This is a genomic window from Pseudomonas sp. P1.31 (genome assembly GCF_001269815.1).
Lineage (GTDB): Bacteria > Pseudomonadota > Gammaproteobacteria > Pseudomonadales > Pseudomonadaceae > Aquipseudomonas > Aquipseudomonas rustica.
Window position 1 is genome coordinate 16,996 of record NZ_LHVN01000009.1, and the last position, 17,503, is coordinate 34,498.

8 protein-coding genes are annotated in these 17,503 nt (G+C 56.0%); 4 read left to right on the plus strand and 4 right to left on the minus strand.

Going from position 1 to position 17,503, the window contains the following annotated elements; genetic code table 11:
* Positions 1–185: 185 nt before the first annotated feature.
* The 3 genes from AD669_RS07150 (at position 186) to AD669_RS07160 (ending at position 7,147) form a co-directional block, all read left to right on the plus strand.
* On the plus strand, positions 186–2,120 hold the full coding sequence (locus tag AD669_RS07150; protein ID WP_082341403.1) for a hypothetical protein: 1,935 nt from the start codon (positions 186–188) through the stop codon (positions 2,118–2,120).
* A gap of 101 nt (positions 2,121–2,221) precedes the next feature.
* On the plus strand, positions 2,222–4,147 hold the full coding sequence (locus AD669_RS07155) for a hypothetical protein (protein WP_053118217.1): 1,926 nt from the start codon (positions 2,222–2,224) through the stop codon (positions 4,145–4,147).
* A gap of 288 nt (positions 4,148–4,435) precedes the next feature.
* Entirely contained in the window at positions 4,436–7,147 is a 2,712-nt protein-coding gene (locus tag AD669_RS07160; protein WP_053118219.1) for an autotransporter outer membrane beta-barrel domain-containing protein, read from the plus strand.
* Between the two features lie 68 nt (positions 7,148–7,215).
* Here AD669_RS07160 and AD669_RS07165 read toward each other — a convergent pair whose 3' ends face one another.
* Positions 7,216–11,547, minus strand: coding sequence for an Ig-like domain repeat protein (locus AD669_RS07165; protein WP_053118221.1), 4,332 nt, complete (start codon positions 11,545–11,547; stop codon positions 7,216–7,218).
* 541 nt (positions 11,548–12,088) lie between these two features.
* Between AD669_RS07165 and AD669_RS07170 the strand changes: the two genes are divergently transcribed.
* Positions 12,089–12,454 carry a DUF6124 family protein gene (locus AD669_RS07170; protein ID WP_053118223.1) on the plus strand — a complete coding sequence of 122 codons (366 nt, stop codon included), beginning with the start codon at positions 12,089–12,091 and terminating at the stop codon, positions 12,452–12,454.
* A gap of 161 nt (positions 12,455–12,615) precedes the next feature.
* On the opposite strand, the gene AD669_RS28560 is transcribed toward AD669_RS07170, so the two are convergent.
* The 3 genes from AD669_RS28560 to AD669_RS07185 form a co-directional block, all read right to left on the minus strand.
* A complete protein-coding gene (locus AD669_RS28560; protein WP_053118225.1) occupies positions 12,616–16,197 on the minus strand; it encodes a hypothetical protein in 3,582 nt (1,193 codons plus the stop codon).
* A 118-nt stretch (positions 16,198–16,315) separates the two neighbouring features.
* Positions 16,316–16,711, minus strand: a complete 396-nt coding sequence (locus AD669_RS07180; protein ID WP_053118228.1) for a YbaN family protein — start codon at positions 16,709–16,711, stop codon at positions 16,316–16,318.
* A gap of 10 nt (positions 16,712–16,721) precedes the next feature.
* Complete coding sequence (locus tag AD669_RS07185) at positions 16,722–17,309, minus strand: YecA family protein (RefSeq protein WP_053118230.1); 588 nt, start codon at positions 17,307–17,309, stop codon at positions 16,722–16,724.
* Positions 17,310–17,503 lie beyond the last annotated feature (194 nt).

A 17,503-nucleotide genomic window follows, 5' to 3' on the forward strand; every position in this document is an offset into this window, starting at 1 on the left:
AAATAATGGATCTCAATGATATTCCCGGCGTCTGAGGAAGCTCATGTGGGCAGTTCTCCGACGAACGGTCGCAAAACCTGTAATTTCTGACAGTAGTCAGAACCTGCCCTCGCGCATTAAATGAAGCCATGCAGTGACGGCGCAAATCGCGCCGCTCCGCAACTTTCATAAGGGAAGGCCGGGAAATGGACAAGCATGAACATCCTGCCGAGCCGCCGATCGATGGCCTCGCTGAAATAGCTGCCGCGATGGAAGCACCCAAAGTCCCCGCTGTGCTCGATCCGGATGATCCCAGGGGATTGCTGCCGCTGACAGCGTTGGGTGACAGGCTGGCAGTGACCTTCGAAGACTTCGGCCAAGGAATGGCACCGGGTGAGCTCGACCTTGTTGAATTGGGTTTTATGCCCAAAGGCGGGGTCTTCAATAACGTCGATGAGCGTTGGTACCCGACCAGCGACCCCATCAGCTGGCCACAAACCCTTTATGTGCCCCGGGATCTTCTGTCGCACGGCGTGTATGAAGTGGCGATCCGCGTCTCCATTTACGGCAGTAATCCGAATCCCGGAGACCGTAAAACCCTGACGATCGATACCAACAAGCCCAATTTCGGCAACAAGCCAGGGGCCGTGATATTCCCCGCCGAATTGGGCGGCACTGTCGACGAAATCTTCTTGGAGCAAGAGGGTGAGGTCAACGTGCTGGTGCCTTGGTATATCGACGCCGAAAGCGGCGATCGGGCAGTGTATTACTGGACATCGGAGCAAGACCCTCCGGACACCGAGACCCCGGTTCGTGAGCAGGAATTCAGTGCCGAAGACATCGCCGCGAAACGCCTGAACATCACGGTGTACGCCGATGAAATTCGTGCTGGTGGCGCGGGTAAACGCTTCCTTTATTACTTCCTCAGAGATCGCGCGGGGAATGAAGGGCGACACTCCTTTCTTTCGCCGATCAATGTTGATCTGACTCCCGCTCCCGGTGCCCTGCCACCTCCAAGGGTTCCGCTGTCCGCCAGAGGTCTGGTGGACCGGCAGCAGGCCCGGGACGGGCTGTTTGTTGAGATCGATCAATACGACCTTGCGGATTCCGCGCAATGGGTCGCGGTTTTCTGGGACGGTATCGCGCTTGCCGAGATTCCCGTGGATCTTGCCGGTTTTCCGTTGAAAGCTCCCGTGCCCTGGCCGGCGTTGCACGACAGAGGCGACGGGCCATTTCGAGCAAAGATTTACTACAAAATAAGGCAGGGAGCGGCGTACGGAAGGCCTTCGCCAGAGATATCGGTCGCAGTCAACCTGACGCTGGCGGGCCAGGATCATGACAAGGCACCCGCCCTGATTAATGAAGACCTCGCGTTGGTTGAGGTGTATGGGGAGCATTCAGCCACCCTCAACACGTTGCTCACTGAGGATCACGGATTCCCGGCCACTGTGTCACTGACGCTGTACGACGCACCCGAAGCGGGACAGTTGCTGGAACTTCACTGGGGCAGTTACACAGGGGCTGTTGCTCAGTACAAAGTTCAGCCTGGCGATGTGGCCGGTCAACCGATCTCCTTTATCGTGCCGTGGCATGTAATCGACAGCGATAAAAAGAATCCGGCCTTGCCGGTGTTCTACACCACCGACAACGGAGTGAATCAGCAACAGTCGCTACCGACCCATGTCAGGGTCGACATTGTCGTCATCGACAACATGAAGGAACCACTGTTTCCCCATGCCGGAAAGGAAGGCGTGCTCCATTGTTGCGCCAGACCCCGATTGTGGGAGGGCGTCACGGTAAGAATTCCCGCCGACCCGAATATCGAGCAGGGCGATACGCTCATTGTTATATGGCAGGGATGCGCGGGGCCCAACGGTACACGTCCTATTCCCGGAACTTGCCGGGAAATTGAACACCCGCTGCCGACACGGGTGCCTGGCACAGACATCGATATTGTTGTTGCGGATTACGACAGGTTGATCGCCCCCATGGTCAATAACGGTTCCGCACTGGTGTATTACAAATTGCGTAAGTCAGGAGGCGGGCGCGGAACGTCTCGACCGGACTTTGTCATCATCAACCGGACTATGCCCAGCGGCGACATCTGTTCGCCAACTAATGATGTGTGTCAGGAAAACTGAAGCAGTTTCAAATCGTGTAATGCAGTGAATGCCGAGTCCGCTTCGTCAATCAGTAGTGGAAGCAAATGACTTGGCGCGTCTATTTGATCAGGAGAACGGTTATGACTTATTTGAAAGAGTTGTCGGCGGCAAAAAAATCTTCTCGCAAACAGTTGAGTGCCTTGCGTAAGTCTTTATTGACAGCCGGTGCGGCGCCGCAAGTTGAAGGGATGTTGGGCCCGATCGCGGGGGACGATATTCACAAGTTGCCAGTTATCCTTCAGGGGAAAGACTGCCCCGTTAAACTTAATGATGTGCAAGTTCCTCCTGGCGCAAAACCCGATGAAACATTTATCTCCCTTTGTAAAGACGGGGTACCGTTTGGGGGATGGGTAGACCTTCCAATGGTGCCAGACAATCCATTTCTAATGACATTGGGCGGAGCCTTTACGACGACGTCAGGGTTGTTCAATTTGTCTTACAAAATCGAATACGGGGGTAATGACAGTCAATCAGAATCGTTGATATTTTTTATCGATACTACGGCTCCCGGTTTTGGATTACCCGCTACGCCGGGTACTCCTCCGGTTGAAGTTGTTGATGGTCTGGTGACACGAGATATTCTGGCTGACCTCGATGGCATCACCATGACGCTTGATGCCCCAGGTGATATTAAGCCAGGTGATATTTACAACGGATATTATGGGAAGAGCGACCCTGGTGTGCCGGTGGGTTTTTATAAAGTTGTCGAAGACACGACGTTACCCATTGAAATAAAAATTGAAAAAAACATTATCGAAACGATGGGTGAAGGCCAGCATATTTTTTACTGTAAATACGAAGATCGGGTCGGCAATATCGGGCCGTCATCCAATCCGTTTGCATTCACCATTCAGCTTCGACCCACCCCAAGTGCTTTGAAGCCTGCAAAGGTTCCATTACATGAAGATGATGATCTGATAGATCTGGACGATGCATTTCCCTCGTTAGGGGTCGTCATTCCGGTGTTTGATAATGGCATTCCAGGGGACGCCGTTCGCGTAACGTTTGATGGGAAGCCTCAACCACTTCAACCCACTGACGGTAAGACTGAAGTGATTGTTGATGTGCCGTTTCTGGTTGTGAAGGGTACCGATCCCGGACCGAAAGACGTAACGCTTACTTACGAGATTTTACGGGAAGGCAAACCTTATCCCGAAGGAACCGCAGTGCCCCTCAATGTTGACTTGTCTATTGCAGGTCCGGTTAACCCTGAGCCCGATCCGGAGTTGGGCAATCCGAACCTGACAAAACTGATTGTCAAAGGCAGCACCGGCAATGACAAGTTGGTAGAAGCGGACGTGGGCAATGATATTGATATTGATCTGACTATTTACACCGGTTACAAGGACGGCGATATCGTCGATCTTGTCTGGGAAGGCGTTAAGGTGCCACCGCCCAACGGGCAATACGAGGTTGACGGGACGGAGGCCGCAGGATTTAAAATTCCTTTCAAACTGCCCAAGGCAGTGTTCCTGGACAGTGGTAATGGTATTAAGTCGGCGCGGTATGTTATTTCCAACCCAGCGGCAAATGGTGACAATGAAAACCCGTCGCCACCGACCGCGGTGGACGCTTATATTATTCCAATCGTCTTGCCAGCTCCCAAGATTCTGAATCTGTACACCAATCCTGCCAATCGCGAGTTCCTTAACTGCAGTTCACTTCGTAGTATTCCGGTGGTGGGCTGGGGTGCCATCGTTAAGGTTGACGGTGATACGGATTTTGCACCGAACATGAAATTAAAGTTCAAGTGGGTTGGTAAGTCCTCGGATCCAGATGCTGATCCCATTGAGGATTTTCTGTTTGAAAAAGAGCTGAAGGGGCTAGAGCATGTTCTTGGGTTTGAGGTTTATTTGCCGTTCGAAACAGCGCTGAAAACGATCGGCGATGGAGAAGGGGAAATCAGCTATGTCGCTGAGATTGATGGCCATGATCGATCGGGAGGGTCACATAAGGTCAGGGTTGTAATGATCAATAATGAAGGTGGTTTCTGCCCTCTTCCTTAAATATTTTGTGTGCATTTTGAAGTTGACAGGCGGGGGGCTTTGTCGTCTGTCAATTTCTTACATTTGCGGAGGTGAATTCTTGCTTAACTTAAGATTAGTCCTACAGAGTAATTACCTGATTCCTTGTATCGTGCGCTCGTTTTAATCATCTGATTCGTGGGAAGGCTTGTCTTCTGAAAGTTTCAAGGAGGTTTCATGGGCGTTTGTACACCTCAATTTTCGTTAGGATTGATCAGTAAAAACTTTATCTGGTTAACCTTGGTCCCCATTTTTTCTTCAAGCCCCCTAGTGTGTGCAGCGACCTTTATCGAAGCGGGCGAAACGCTGAATATTGATCAGACTACGGCGCAGGACAACTACCTCGCACGCAACGGCGGTGTATTGAATGCCAACGGTGCCAATACGTTCGAGGTGTTAATAAACAGCGGATCCGTTCTTAACGCAGTAGGTGGAACCTATGCCGGACGATCCGGCAACGCCGGCGTATCCGTCACCAACGCCAGTGCCAGTCTGACCGATGCCATTGTGACGGGTGATCGTATGGGTATGTCGGTCAATCGGGTGGCGGGCAGCCCCACCGGCTCCAGCGCGGTAATCAGTGGTAGCCAGATCACTGGCCGAACGGCAGGGCTCGAAACGTCCGGCGGCAGCACGACCGTCATGACCGATACTCACCTCACGGCCACTGCGGCGACGGGGGTGGGCCTGAATTCCTTTGGGGGAGAAGTGCATGCCAAAGGCGGCAGCATCATGGGTGGTTTGCATGGCATTCGCTTACGGCCCGACACTCAAGGCATAGGCAACGGCGCCAACGTGATTCTTGATAATGTCCAGGTGCAAGGACAGACCGGCGCGGCGATCCTCGCGACATCCGGGGTGACCTCTCATATTCAAGTGCTTAATTACACGCGCCTGCTTTCCGGCAATGGCATCTTGCTGGACGTTCAGGAAGCTTCGAATGTAACGATGGAGGTGGTCGGCAGTACGCTTGAAGGCAAGCTGAACGTCGCTGACAACAGCACGGCCAATCTCGCGTTCCAACATGGTCTTATGGCGGGCGACGTGCTGGTTGGTGAAGCCTCCACCACTGCCCTGCACCTTGACCGCAGCGAACTTCGCGGCAATATCGATATCGCAGATAACAGCAAGGGCGACCTTATCTTCGACCAGTCTCAAATGACAGGCGACGTGTTGGTCAATGACTCGACCGCGACCGTCGTGTTTGCCAACGGCAGCAATCTGGAAGGCAACGTCAGCTTCACCGGCAACAGCAGCGCTGGCCTGACCTTCGATCAGAGCCAGATGAAAGGCGATGTACTGATCGATAGCCTGCCCGACACGACGGCCGTGAACTTTGCCAACAACAGCGTACTCACCGGCAATGTGAACATCGCGGGCGGCAGCCACGTCGATCTGAACTTCGATCAAAGTCAACTCGCCGGCGATGTCCGGGTCGCCGGTAACTCGACGACGCAGATGGCGCTGAACAACAGCACGTTTCTCGGCAACCTGAATATCAGCGATGACAGCACCGCCAATCTGACGCTCAATCAAAGCCAGATGACAGGTGACGTACTGGTCGATGGGTTAAACACCACTGAGTCGGTCACCCTGGAAAATCAGTCGCAACTCACCGGGCGTCTCGACAAGGTCAACAGCGTTAACATCAAAAGCCAATCAAACTGGACGCTGACGGGTAACGACAACATTGGTACGTTGGCCATGAATGGTGGCAGCGTCACGTTTGGCGCTGCCGAGGCAACCAGCACTTATTACACACTCAACGTCGGCACGTTGGCAGGTACCACCGGTACGTTTGTGATGAAGGGCGATTTTGTCAGCGGCGAGAGTGACAAACTCATAGTGGCTGGACAATCGACGGGGAATTACGGGCTTGCCGTCGCGGCCTCCGGGCTGGATGCGGTAGCCCCCGAGCAGGTTGTACTGGTGCGTACCGGCACCACCGATGGCGCCAGTTTTACGTTGACGGGCAATCGTGCGGTGGATCTCGGCACCTGGTCTTACAGCCTGGCCAGTCGAACCAATGCCGAGGGCGGCAAAGAGTGGTACCTCGATCCGACCACTGAAGTCATCAGCCCCGGTGCTCAGTCGATTCTGGCCCTGTTCAACACCCCGGTCACCAGTTGGTATGGCGAACAGTCGTCACTGCGCACCCGCATGGGCGAGCTGCGTCTTAACGGCGGACAGTCCGGCGGCTGGATGCGCACCTACGGCAGCCAATACAACGTCGCTGATGGCTCGGGCGTGGGCTATCAGCAAAACCAGCAAGGGATCTCGCTGGGCGCCGATGCGCGAGTCGGCGACAGTCAGTGGCTGGTCGGTGTGCTGGCGGGGACGAGCAAGTCGGATCTGAATCTCGATCACGGCACCACGGGCACCGTAAAAAGCTACTACGTTGGGCCCTACGCAACCTGGCTGGACGCCGACACCGGCTACTACTTCGACGGTGTGCTCAAGTTCAACCGGTTCCGCAACGAGTCCAAGGTTAACCTCAGCGATGCCACCCGCGCCAAGGGTGATTACGACAACTGGGGCCTCGGCGCTTCGGCGGAATTTGGTCGGCAATTCAAACTCGCCGACGGCTACTTCATCGAACCGTTCACCCAATGGTCTGCGGTGCAAATTCAGGGCAAACGCTACACCCTGGACAACGACATGACAGCCGACGGCGACACTACGCGTTCCTTGCTCGGCAAGGCGGGCGTTACGGTTGGCCGTAACTTCGAGTTCGGCAAGGCCAGTATTGCGCAGCCTTATCTGCGCATGGCGGTCGCTCATGAGTTTGCGAAGAATAATGAAGTGAAGGTCAACGACAACGTATTCAACAATGACCTGTCAGGCACACGCGGCGAGTTTGGCGCAGGTGTGGCAGTGGCGATGTCCGAGAAGTGGCAGGTGCATGCGGACTTTGATTACTCGAATGGGGAACATATTGAGAAGCCGTGGGGGGCGACACTGGGGGGGCGTTGGTTTTGGTAACGAAACCGTCTGACGCTCATTCGAAAAAAGCCTCGCAGGTCGCGAGGCTTTTTTAATCACTAACTCCTTTATGTCATGAGTTTTACGCAAAGGTCATCGAAATCTATGTAGGTCCCTTCGCTACCGGCATTTGCTAGCTGGATAGTTACGTTTCTGGTACCCGTCAGTGTGAGAGACGCGTGGTAGTTTGCCCAAGTCGTCGTCAAATCCCATATGTTTCGATCCTGGAACATTATCTGCAGAATCGCTCGTGAATCGTCACTACGAGCTCGAAGAGTAAATTGGTATTGGCCGGCCTGCAAAGTAAAGGTTTTTCTTACTTCCGGTATCAATCTGGGCATTCTTATCAAGTAGTTATCGCCTTCAATTCTCAGTATGTTCGCGCCCGCCGGTACGGTTTGCCAGCCGTTGAAGTTTCCAAGAGTGAAATCTGTGCAGTCATGTAAGGCGGCGGTGACGGTAAACGTTCGTTCTGGCGATACTGCACCATCGCCATACAACGCCAGTGCGGTGAGGCTGTAACCTTTGACAGTCAAACCAGTGACGACCTGGCTCCAGTCACCCGAGGCATTGGCGGTCGGTTCGCCCAACGGAGTACTGCCATCGCGCAGACGGATTTTCTGATTCGGACTGGCCTTGCCGGTAACGGTGACAGAGCGATCGAACGTCGTCCCGCCATGGGCAACAGTGCCTTTGGAATCGGTGACATTGGCTATGGTCGGCGCAACGGATTGAGCCACCGTAAAGGTTCGGGCCGCAGACTCCGCACCATCGCCATACAACGCCAGCGCCGTGAGGCTGTAACCTTTGACAGTCAAACCAGTGACGACCTGGCTCCAGTCACCCGAGGCATTGGCGGTCGGTTCGCCCAACGGAGTACTGCCATCGCGCAGACGGACTTTCCGATTCGGACTGGCCTTGCCGGTGACGGTGACAGAGTGATCGAACGTGGTGCCGCCATGGGCAACAGTACCTTTGGAATCGGTAACATTGGCAATGGTCGGCGCAACGGATTGAGCCACCGTAAAGGTTCGGGCCGCAGACTCCGCACCATCGCCATACAACGCCAGTGCGGTGAGGCTGTAACCTTTGATAGTCAAACCAGTGACGACCTGGCTCCAGTCACCCGAGGCATTGGCGGTCGGTTCGCCCAACGGAGTACTGCCATCGCGCAGACGGACTTTCCGATTCGGACTGGCCTTGCCGGTGACGGTGACAGAGTGATCGAACGTGGTGCCGCCATGGGCAACAGTGCCTTTGGAATCGGTGACATTGGCTATGGTCGGCGCAACGGATTGAGCCACCGTAAAGGTTCGGGCCGCAGACTCCGCACCATCGCCATACAACGCCAATGCCGTGAGGCTGTAACCTTTGACAGTCAAACCAGTGACGACCTGGCTCCAGTCACCCGAGGCATTGGCGGTCGGTTCGCCCAACGGAGTACTGCCATCGCGCAGACGGACTTTCCGATTCGGACTGGCCTTGCCGGTGACGGTGACAGAGTGATCGAACGTGGTGCCGCCATGGGCAACAGTGCCTTTGGAATCGGTGACATTGGCAATGGTCGGCGCAACGGCTTGCGCAACTGAAAACCCGCGAGGTTTGCTCGCCACGGGATCTGAGTCGTACAGTGCCGAGGCGATGATCTGGTAGCTCTTCACCGCCAATCCGGATAGCATTTTGCTCCAGATCCCACTGTCGGTAACGTCGGCCGTCCCGAGTGGCGTCGTCCCGTCAAATAATGCAACGTTTTCTCCCCGGGTCGCAGTGCCCTTGACGGTCACCTGCTTGTCGAAAGTCGTACCGCCCTCCGGAACCTGTCCCTGTGAGTCGCTCACTTCGGTAATCGTTGGAGTGACGTAGTCGTAACGCGTTCTAACGGTCAATTCCAATACCGGAAAAACAATCGCTGCCGATTCCACCGTCCCGCCATCGAAGGCAACCTTGCAGATCACCTTCGCCGACGTGGCATGTCCCAATTTCACCACTTCGCTTCTGAGTAACCCTGCATTGAGCCCGTTGCCGACCTGCGCATCAGACATTTCAACGCCGTCGAGCAAGATCACTCGGTGGCCTGCGCCGGTGCTTGTTTGCCCCTCGAGTGCCAGCCACACGCGTTGTTTGAGCGCAATTAACGGCCAGACAGGCACGCGCGTCGTCGCATCGCCAGTAAACGTCGTCAAGTCGAGGACATTGCCCGTTGCCTGTACGACGAGGGGGCGGGGCAGTTCGGTTTCGGGGTTTTGAAATCCCGAGACCAACAGATCCAGAGTTTGCGAAGGGGTTGGCCGTGAATGACGCTTCACTTCGTATTCAACCTCGACGCGCTTGGAGAGGTTGGCAGCGACCACGGTCGGAGGCAGGTGAAACGCGACGCTACCACTGGCGTCGCCTGGCAGTTCCAGGTCGTCGGAAGTTCCCGCGCCCGGCGTGCCAAGCCATTTCAGCCGGATGATGTCTTGATCAGGCTTCATGTCGGGATAGCTGACGTTGATGTCGACACCCTTCAATGCATCCATCGGGTTCAGTGTGCCGTCAGCGGCTTGAATAACGGTCGGTGCAGGCAAAACGCCGACCTGTTCGCCGATGAGCAGGTCGAGCCCCGCCGAATATTCAAACTGGTTTGTGGCTGCTCGCAGCAACGAATAGCGCACCTTGATCGATTGCCCGGTATTGGCGTGAACGTACCGGGCATCCAGTCGAAATCTCACGGGTTTGCCGATGATCAGGCTGGTAATCGGAACCCAGTCGGAAGTACTGGCACCGGGGCCAGTCCAATAGTAGGTGAGGATGTCATCCTTGTGCGTTCCGGGGAAATTCACCAGTACGGTGACGTTGTCGCTGACGTTGTCAGGGTCGAGCACACCGTTGGTTGCCTCCGGAACTTGGGGCGCCGGCAGTGTCGCGTGAATAACCTGAACCTTGGCCAGCAGCCTATCGGACTCGCTTACGCCATACAGCGTCACGTTGTCATTGCTCACGCGATAGGACAAATCCAGGCTGCCGCCATCAAGCACTTTGATGTGTTGGTTCTTGATCTGAAAAGTAATGAGCTTCGCTTCAGCTTCATTGCGAGTGACCGTGTGTTGTTCTTCATGCGGATAAGGCACGCCGTCCGCTTGAGTGCCCAGCCAGATCAAATTGATCAAGTCGCCGTTGGCCATGCCCGGATAGCGGACATCCACAGTCGCCAGCGGGGTATCCGGTTCGAGCGTATCGCCGATCAGCTCGCGGATCGTCGGCTCGGGTAGCATCACCACCGCTCCCACCACATCGGCGAACGTGCGCTTGGACGACAACGGCGGGCCACCACTGTTTTTGCGCAGCACATAAGAAGCATCGGCGCGGCCCATGGCAATGGCGCGGACATCCTCGTAGGGCACGTTTATTTCCACAATGCCCGGAACAGATTCGATCGTGCGCGACTCGCTGTGAATCAGCGGCTGGCCGCTAAACGGCGTGCCGATCCACGTCATGGTCAGCGTATCGCCCCGCGCGAAATCCGTACCCTCTACACGCACCTGAACCGTGACCGGCTGCTTGTTCAGATCCTTGACGGTAATGATCCCGTTGATGGCTTCTTTGATGGTCGGCGCGTCCAGCCGCCAGGCACCGGCGTCCACGTCGATGTGGGTGCGCTTGGAATGGCGCACCGCCCAGTTCCAGGTTTCATCGTAAAGGTCGTATTTGATCTCCAGCTTCTTGCCATCGCCGCCCTCCAGAATCGCCTCCTGATCAACCACGATGACGATCGGTTGCAGCCGGTCGACATGCGCCTGCGTGACCCGATAAGGCGTCATCGCGACACTGCCCCAACGCAGCAAAATCGAGTCGCGCAGGGTCATGTCCGGGTAGAACGGAATCGTCACCGGCACACCTTTTTCCGCCCATGCGGCATCGATGACACCTTGGTCGACCAGATCAGGGGGCAGTTGCACAATCTTCAATTCCGAGTGGCCATCCGGCAGATGCGGTTCCCGGTCGCGCCCGCCCGGTCGAAAGAGTTTGACCAGCAATCGCAAGGGCACGGAAGGCTCGTCTGGCGCCGTTGCACCGGCGCGAGTCAGTTGGTAATAACACTGCTCGACCCAACCTGAGGCCAGATCATCGACGGGCAGGAAAAAGTACATCGGCTTATCGACGTCGCCGGGCTCGACGGTCTTGCGGAAAATCACTTTGGTTTCCCAATAGATGTCATGGCTGTCGCCAGCGCGCATGCCCAGATACGGATTAATCAAGCAGAGCAAGCCTTCGGCATGGTCACTGACGACGGCAATATTGATCCCGCCATCGCCCTCGACAATTGGCTGCACCATGCCCGCGATCAGTAACGGGCGGAGAGCAAACGGCGCGTTTTGGTCATCGCATGGCGGGAACAGAAAGGGCGAGTGGCTGGGCATGGCGAGCTTCCTTGCTGTGGGATGGGGGCGACCGTTGGCAGACGCGCCGGGTCTTGTGATTGAGCATTACGGGAAGCAAGTTGGCTACTGTCAGATCTGACAGGGGCGGGGTGGTTTGAGACGAACGGTCGGTGAGTTGGCGACGAAGTCTGTCGGACGGTTCGCTAATTGGCATAGGCAATGAGCGCCGTTTAATGTGCGCGTTTAAAAGACACCGGGTGTTACGTCCTGAAGCCCACAAAACGTTGCGCCATTGCCTACGCGTAAGACAGAATCCGCCGGCTTGTGCACCTGGGGGCGGGTCGGTAACTTGGATCGGGTCACTGATTTCCAGTGATCGGGTTTAGCAGCCCGATAGGTAACAACGGTTGCATGAGCGATATTCAGTCAGGCGTTTTTTCGCCTGCACTAAATGGTGGCTGTGCGCATGGCGTCTTCGGACGCGCCGGTTTTGTTACTTATCCGGTCTGCTAACTTGCGTACAGCTGCCACCCAAACGTTTAGCAGCGGGATGGTTGCGGCCTCTATTGAGAAAGTAACTATGTTCAAAGTAACGCCAAACCCACCGGCCACCGATCCGGCATCGCCCTACGAATCCCCCGAATCAAAGAAATTCCACGAAGCCGCCGAGCGCGCCCTCGACCACTATCTCGGCCCACCCACCGCCGAAATCATGGCTGCACCGTATGTGTCCAACCGTTTGTTCATGGTCAACCCGGCCAGCGCGAACGAACCTCTATTAGCCGACGCCAGTGAGAGCCTCGGTTCGGCTTGCGTGATGATCAACGATCTGGCGGGGATGTTGGAAGGCACTCATCGCAGGACGCTGTTGGGGATTGCGCAGGTTGTGATGTTGGGGGAACTGGCGGTGAATCAGGTGTTGGATAATTTGGTTCCGGTTAATTGACTCTGCGTATTGACTAGCTCGTTAGTCTGGTGTTGATAGGGGCAGATTATTTCAGAAAATAACTCTGCCCTTTTTTAGCCCCGTTTTCATTACTTTATACTTCTGTCTAAATCTTAAAAGAGTAATAATTTCTAAGCTTTGTTTGCACTCCGTGGTCGTAATTAGTAGAGAAGTATTAAGTTGTCAATGTCCATGATTGAGTCGTGGCCAACGTTTAATCCAAAGTGTAAGAATCTTCGCTTATTTTGAGTGCGAAAAACAATCTGCTTGCATTCGTGATGCTTAATATCAAGATAAAAGGATTCCATGCCTGAATCAAAAGTAATATCAAGTCTTGCCTTGGTGAGCTGGTTCGCAGCTTTATAAAAAAAAGCTCCAAAGCTGAGTCCGTAGGGCTGCGCAGGCAGATTTTTTGGAGTCCATCGATTCGTCGCGCCTTCAATTGCGATTATTACTCCTGATAAATAGGGGGCCGATGTCGGGTTTGCAAGATCTACCCAAATTTGACCTGCTTGGATACTTAAATGTTGTAGCTCAATATTTTTATGCATGCCGAGTGGCGTTATGCTCTCGAAAGTCTCAATAACCCCACGTTCAACTAGGAGGTTACGTATCGGCGAACTACTGCCATACCCGTAAAGCGCTTTCGCCGTAAAGTTGTGCGCGGCACTGGCTAAATCTTTTACCGTCAGAGTCCAGGCACCAGTCCATGGGTCTGCTGCTGCTTTGTCTATGTAAATATTGTCATCCAGTAGTTCGACCTTCTGCCCTTTGCTCGCCGTCCCAGTGATCGTCACGCTGGTATAAATGGTGGTTCCGCCATGAGGAATCTCGACACCCTTGCTGTCCTTGATCGAGGTAATGGTCGGCGTGACCATCGGCGTAACGATGATTTTCCATATCACCGACACCGGATTGCTGCCGTATTGCGCAACAGCGGTAAGGTTGCAGTCGCCCTGGGCCAGTCCGACCAAATCCCGATCCCATTTACCTTGAGCATCCGCTGTTGCGAAGCCGCCAGTGCTCACGCTGTTGTTGTAAATCAGGATGGTCTGATGGGGTGTTGCCGTGCCGCTGACCTTGACACTGGAATCAACGGTGAGACCGTTTTGAGGGATTGCGACGCCTTTGGAGTCGATCACCGAGCCGATCACCGGTTTCACATCCTCCACAGCCTTGACCCTGTAACGCTTCACCGGCGCGACAATCGCATCCGCCTCAACCTGGCTCGACGTCAACGCAGCCTTGAAATGGAGTTCCAGCTCCGTGCCATGTGCCAGATCCTTAAAATAGGTATAAGGCACCGGCTGATCATATTTACCCCCATTGATCCAAGTCTGATTAACCGCTGCCCCCGGCACTTTCCACACCACATGGTTATGCTCGCCACCCTGCGCGTTCTTTCCCTTGAGCGTTAACCAGACAGGTTGGCCCGCCTTGATAAACGCCCACACGCCCGCACGTACGGTGGCGCCCGCCGTAACTTTGCTCAAATCCAGTTCATCGCCATCAGCCTGCAAGATAGATAGCTTGTCCAGCTCCGCCGCTGGCAGCGGCGTCATCGTTACCGTCAACGGCAGCGACGGAATTTTGTTGCTGCCCAGCGTCACTTCGTACGTGAGCGTAAACGTTGTTGAACCATTGCCGATGTTCGCGGCAATGGCTTCCGGTTCAATCAGAAACTCGATGCTGCCGCTGCTTGAACCGGTTTTGGCCGGAATGCTCGGCGAACCGGCACCAGGTTTGCCGACCATAGTCAGTTGGATGGAATGGCCGTCGTTCATGCCCGCGTAAGCCACGATAACCTTTGCACCCGTTTGGGCATCGAGCGGTGCCAAAGTCACACTGGCACCGCTACCCGTAGCCTGTGGAAGTCGTGCGATCGGGAGTGGGTTTTCCAGCGCGTTGCCAACCCTGAACTCCAGCGCATTCGAATAACTCGTCCCACCCGCTGCACGCTTGATGAGGTACTTCGCTAATACCGTTCCGTTGTTGTTGCCGCTGATGAACTCAGCCTCAATCCTGAACGCAACCGGTTTGCCCTCAGTCAAAGACGACAGCGTGATCCCGTCCGTTTTCGTGCCGGTTTTCGAACCGATCCATTCGTAAATCACCTCATCACCCTTGGCCGTGTTGAGGTAGTTCACCGTCAACGTTGTACCAGCGGTGTCGCCGGGTAATGCGCCGTCGATCACGCCGGCCACTACGGGTTCGGGCAGTTCCAGGCGTGGCTCGCCGACCTGCAGAATATCGGCATGAATGGATTCGCGGATGGCATGGGTGGCGTTGACATGGTTCATCGCGCCGAGCGCGGCGTCCTCGATCAGCAACTGATAGTAGAGCTCCAGTTTGCCGCCGTTGATCGGCGTCAAATGCGCGCCGTCGATGGGGATCAGCAGCGGTTTGCCAGCACTGATGTCGCCCGCAGTGAGCGGGTACAGTGGCAGTTCCGGAAGGTATGGGGTGAGTTCCGGGCGGGTGCCGAGCCAGAACAGTTTGATCGCCTGGCCCTTGTCAAATGAGGTGTCGAACGGAATCTCGATGCGCACCTGTTTCAACGTCGGGTCGAGCGCGCCACTCACGGCGTCCAGTGCTTTGGGGGCGGCCAGGCGTTTGATCGCACCGATGGCGCTGATGAACTGTGATTTGGAAGGCATGTCGGGCGCGCCGCTGGCCTTCTTCAGGCGATAGGACAAGGCGATCTGGGACTTGGCCATCTGCCGCAGCACGGCGTTGGCGATGGGGATTTCGGCGGTGGTGGGCACGCTGGTCAGCGGCTCGCCGGTGAACTCGACATCGATCGGCAGGCCCTCCACGGGCGTGCCCTTGACCCGGATGATCGGGGTGTCACCGGGCTGGAACGATCCGCCAGTCGTGACCCAGACCTGCGCCGTGCCTGGGGCATCGCCCAGTTGGTCGATGTCGAGCACGTTGCTCTGCGCTTCCTTGAGAATCGGCGCTTCCAGCCTGCTCGCATCGATCGCGACCACCACCCGTTGTGCCGCGCTCCAGTCCTCGGAGCGATTGTCGACCTTGTCGTAGACCTCGAAGGCCACGGACAAACCCACCCCGTCAGAATCCCCGGCCTCACGAATGACCGCTTCGCTGACGTGCACCACCAGCGGCACTTTGCCGTCCGCCTGCTCCTGAGACAGGGGCGCGCTGAGCACAAACACACCGCCCCAACTCACTTGAATCACATCACCGGCGGCAATGTCTGGATACGACTCGATGGCGACCGGAACACCGGCGGCCACGTTTTCCTTATCAATGCCGCCGTCGAGGATGTCCTGCGGCAAGCGCATGATCAGCTTGGAGTGGCCGGGATCGTTGTTGTCGTCATGACCACCGGGGCGGGTGAGTTTGACCAGCACCTGCATGTCCTCGGACGGCTCCCAGGCCTGGCCGAGGCGCTTGACGCTATAGGATGCGACGGCCCGGCCTTCCGGGATGCGCGCCGAAGGCACGAACATTTGCAGCGTCGTGTTGACGTCCGCCGGGCCAACGGTTTTCTGCAGGACTTCCACATCCTTGTTCCAGAACACCTTGATCTGATCCCCAATTTCCATTGGTGTCCACGGCCCGGCGCGGCAGAGCAGGCCTTGACGCGGGAAATTACCCAACGCCGCCGCAATATTGATGCCCCAGACCTTTGGCGACTCCGACACCGGCCCGGTTTTGCCGGGGATATCGAGTTGGTCGAGGATCAATGTGTCGGCGTCGGGAAGGTTGGGGGTAAGCATGGAAGGCTCCGTTGAGCGGTGAGGCAACGGAGTGATTTATGGCTGGAAACGGGTTAGGCGTCACCTGTCAGATCTGACAGGGTAGGGTGGTTTCAAGACGAACGGTCAGCGGGAAGCCTCAGCGCTTGGGAAGGGTCTTCTGTCGCAAAATATAAACCGTCACCAACACCGCACTGGTCAACATAAACCCCCGCGCCCACGGCATTGGCACCAGATAACACGAGAACAGAATGCTGGCCCACATCAGCCCGATCGCGTAGACCTTGCCCTTGAGCGGAATGCCGTTGCCATCCAGATAGTCACGAATCCATGGCCCGAGCCGAGGATGCTCGACCAGCCAGCGATAGAAACGCGGCGAACTGCGGGCGAAGCACGCGGCGGCCAGCAGCAGGAAAGGTGTGGTGGGGAGAACAGGCAGGAAAATACCGATCACCCCCAATGCCACGCTGAGCCAGCCGATGGCCAGCAGGATGTAGCGCAGCATCAGGGAGCGGTTGCCTATGGGGTTGTCCATAGGCCGGATCTTAGTGGTGACGTGGCTTGAGGATCGCCGGTTTTTCGTCTGGCGCCTGGCACAGCAGGTACAGCGCGGTCAGGGCTTCCGGGATCTGCACGATCATGTCGTCCATCAGGTTGGCGTCTTTGGCGATGTCTTCGAACTCAGGCTGTTCGTCGAACAGGCCCGAACCGACCATGATCGGCAGAAGCATTTCGCTGACTTCTTCTTCAGCGGTTTCGAACCAGGCCGCTTCGCGCAGGAACACGCCTTCCATGAAACCGATGCACCAGCCGCGCAGTTCGGAATCGTCCGGATCTTCACCCAGATCCAGTTCGCATGGCAGCTCGAATTCTTCATCCGACGCCAGTTGACGGGCGATGTGCGCCTTGAGGCCGATCAGCGTGGCTTCGATTTCTTCGCGCTGGGCTTCACCGCTGTAGTGCGGCTCTTCGGCGAACAGTGCGTCGATCCACTCGCGATCCGGCACAACGTCCGAGCAGATCGAGAGGGCGGTCAGGTAGCCGTGAGCGGCCACGTAATCCAGCGCCTCGTCGTGCAGCTCGTCGGCGTCGAGGAAGACTTGCAGGCGGGTTAGTTGCTCAGCGAAGGACATTACGGGGCTACCTTGGGGGAATAAACAATGCGGGAATTCTAGGCCTTCTTGCGCGCTCAAGCCAGCCGCACGGCAGATTTGCCGGGCAGAACAACCTAATCCCCTGTAGGAGCTGCCGAAGGCTGCGATCTTTTGATTTTGATTCTCCATGCCAACCCGGCAGAACGGTCTACGCTTGAAAACGCCATGACCGA

Excerpts from the sequence above, each read along its gene's own strand:
- AD669_RS07150 (WP_082341403.1), top strand. The coding sequence starts at position 186 with ATGGACAAGCATGAACATCCTGCCGAGCCGCCGATCGATGGCCTCGCT.
- AD669_RS07155 (WP_053118217.1), top strand. The coding sequence starts at position 2,222 with ATGACTTATTTGAAAGAGTTGTCGGCGGCAAAAAAATCTTCTCGCAAA.
- AD669_RS07165 (WP_053118221.1), bottom strand. The coding sequence starts at position 11,547 with ATGCCCAGCCACTCGCCCTTTCTGTTCCCGCCATGCGATGACCAAAAC.
- AD669_RS07170 (WP_053118223.1), top strand. The coding sequence starts at position 12,089 with ATGTTCAAAGTAACGCCAAACCCACCGGCCACCGATCCGGCATCGCCC.
- AD669_RS28560 (WP_053118225.1), bottom strand. The coding sequence starts at position 16,197 with ATGCTTACCCCCAACCTTCCCGACGCCGACACATTGATCCTCGACCAA.
- AD669_RS07180 (WP_053118228.1), bottom strand. The coding sequence starts at position 16,711 with ATGGACAACCCCATAGGCAACCGCTCCCTGATGCTGCGCTACATCCTG.
- AD669_RS07185 (WP_053118230.1), bottom strand. The coding sequence starts at position 17,309 with ATGTCCTTCGCTGAGCAACTAACCCGCCTGCAAGTCTTCCTCGACGCC.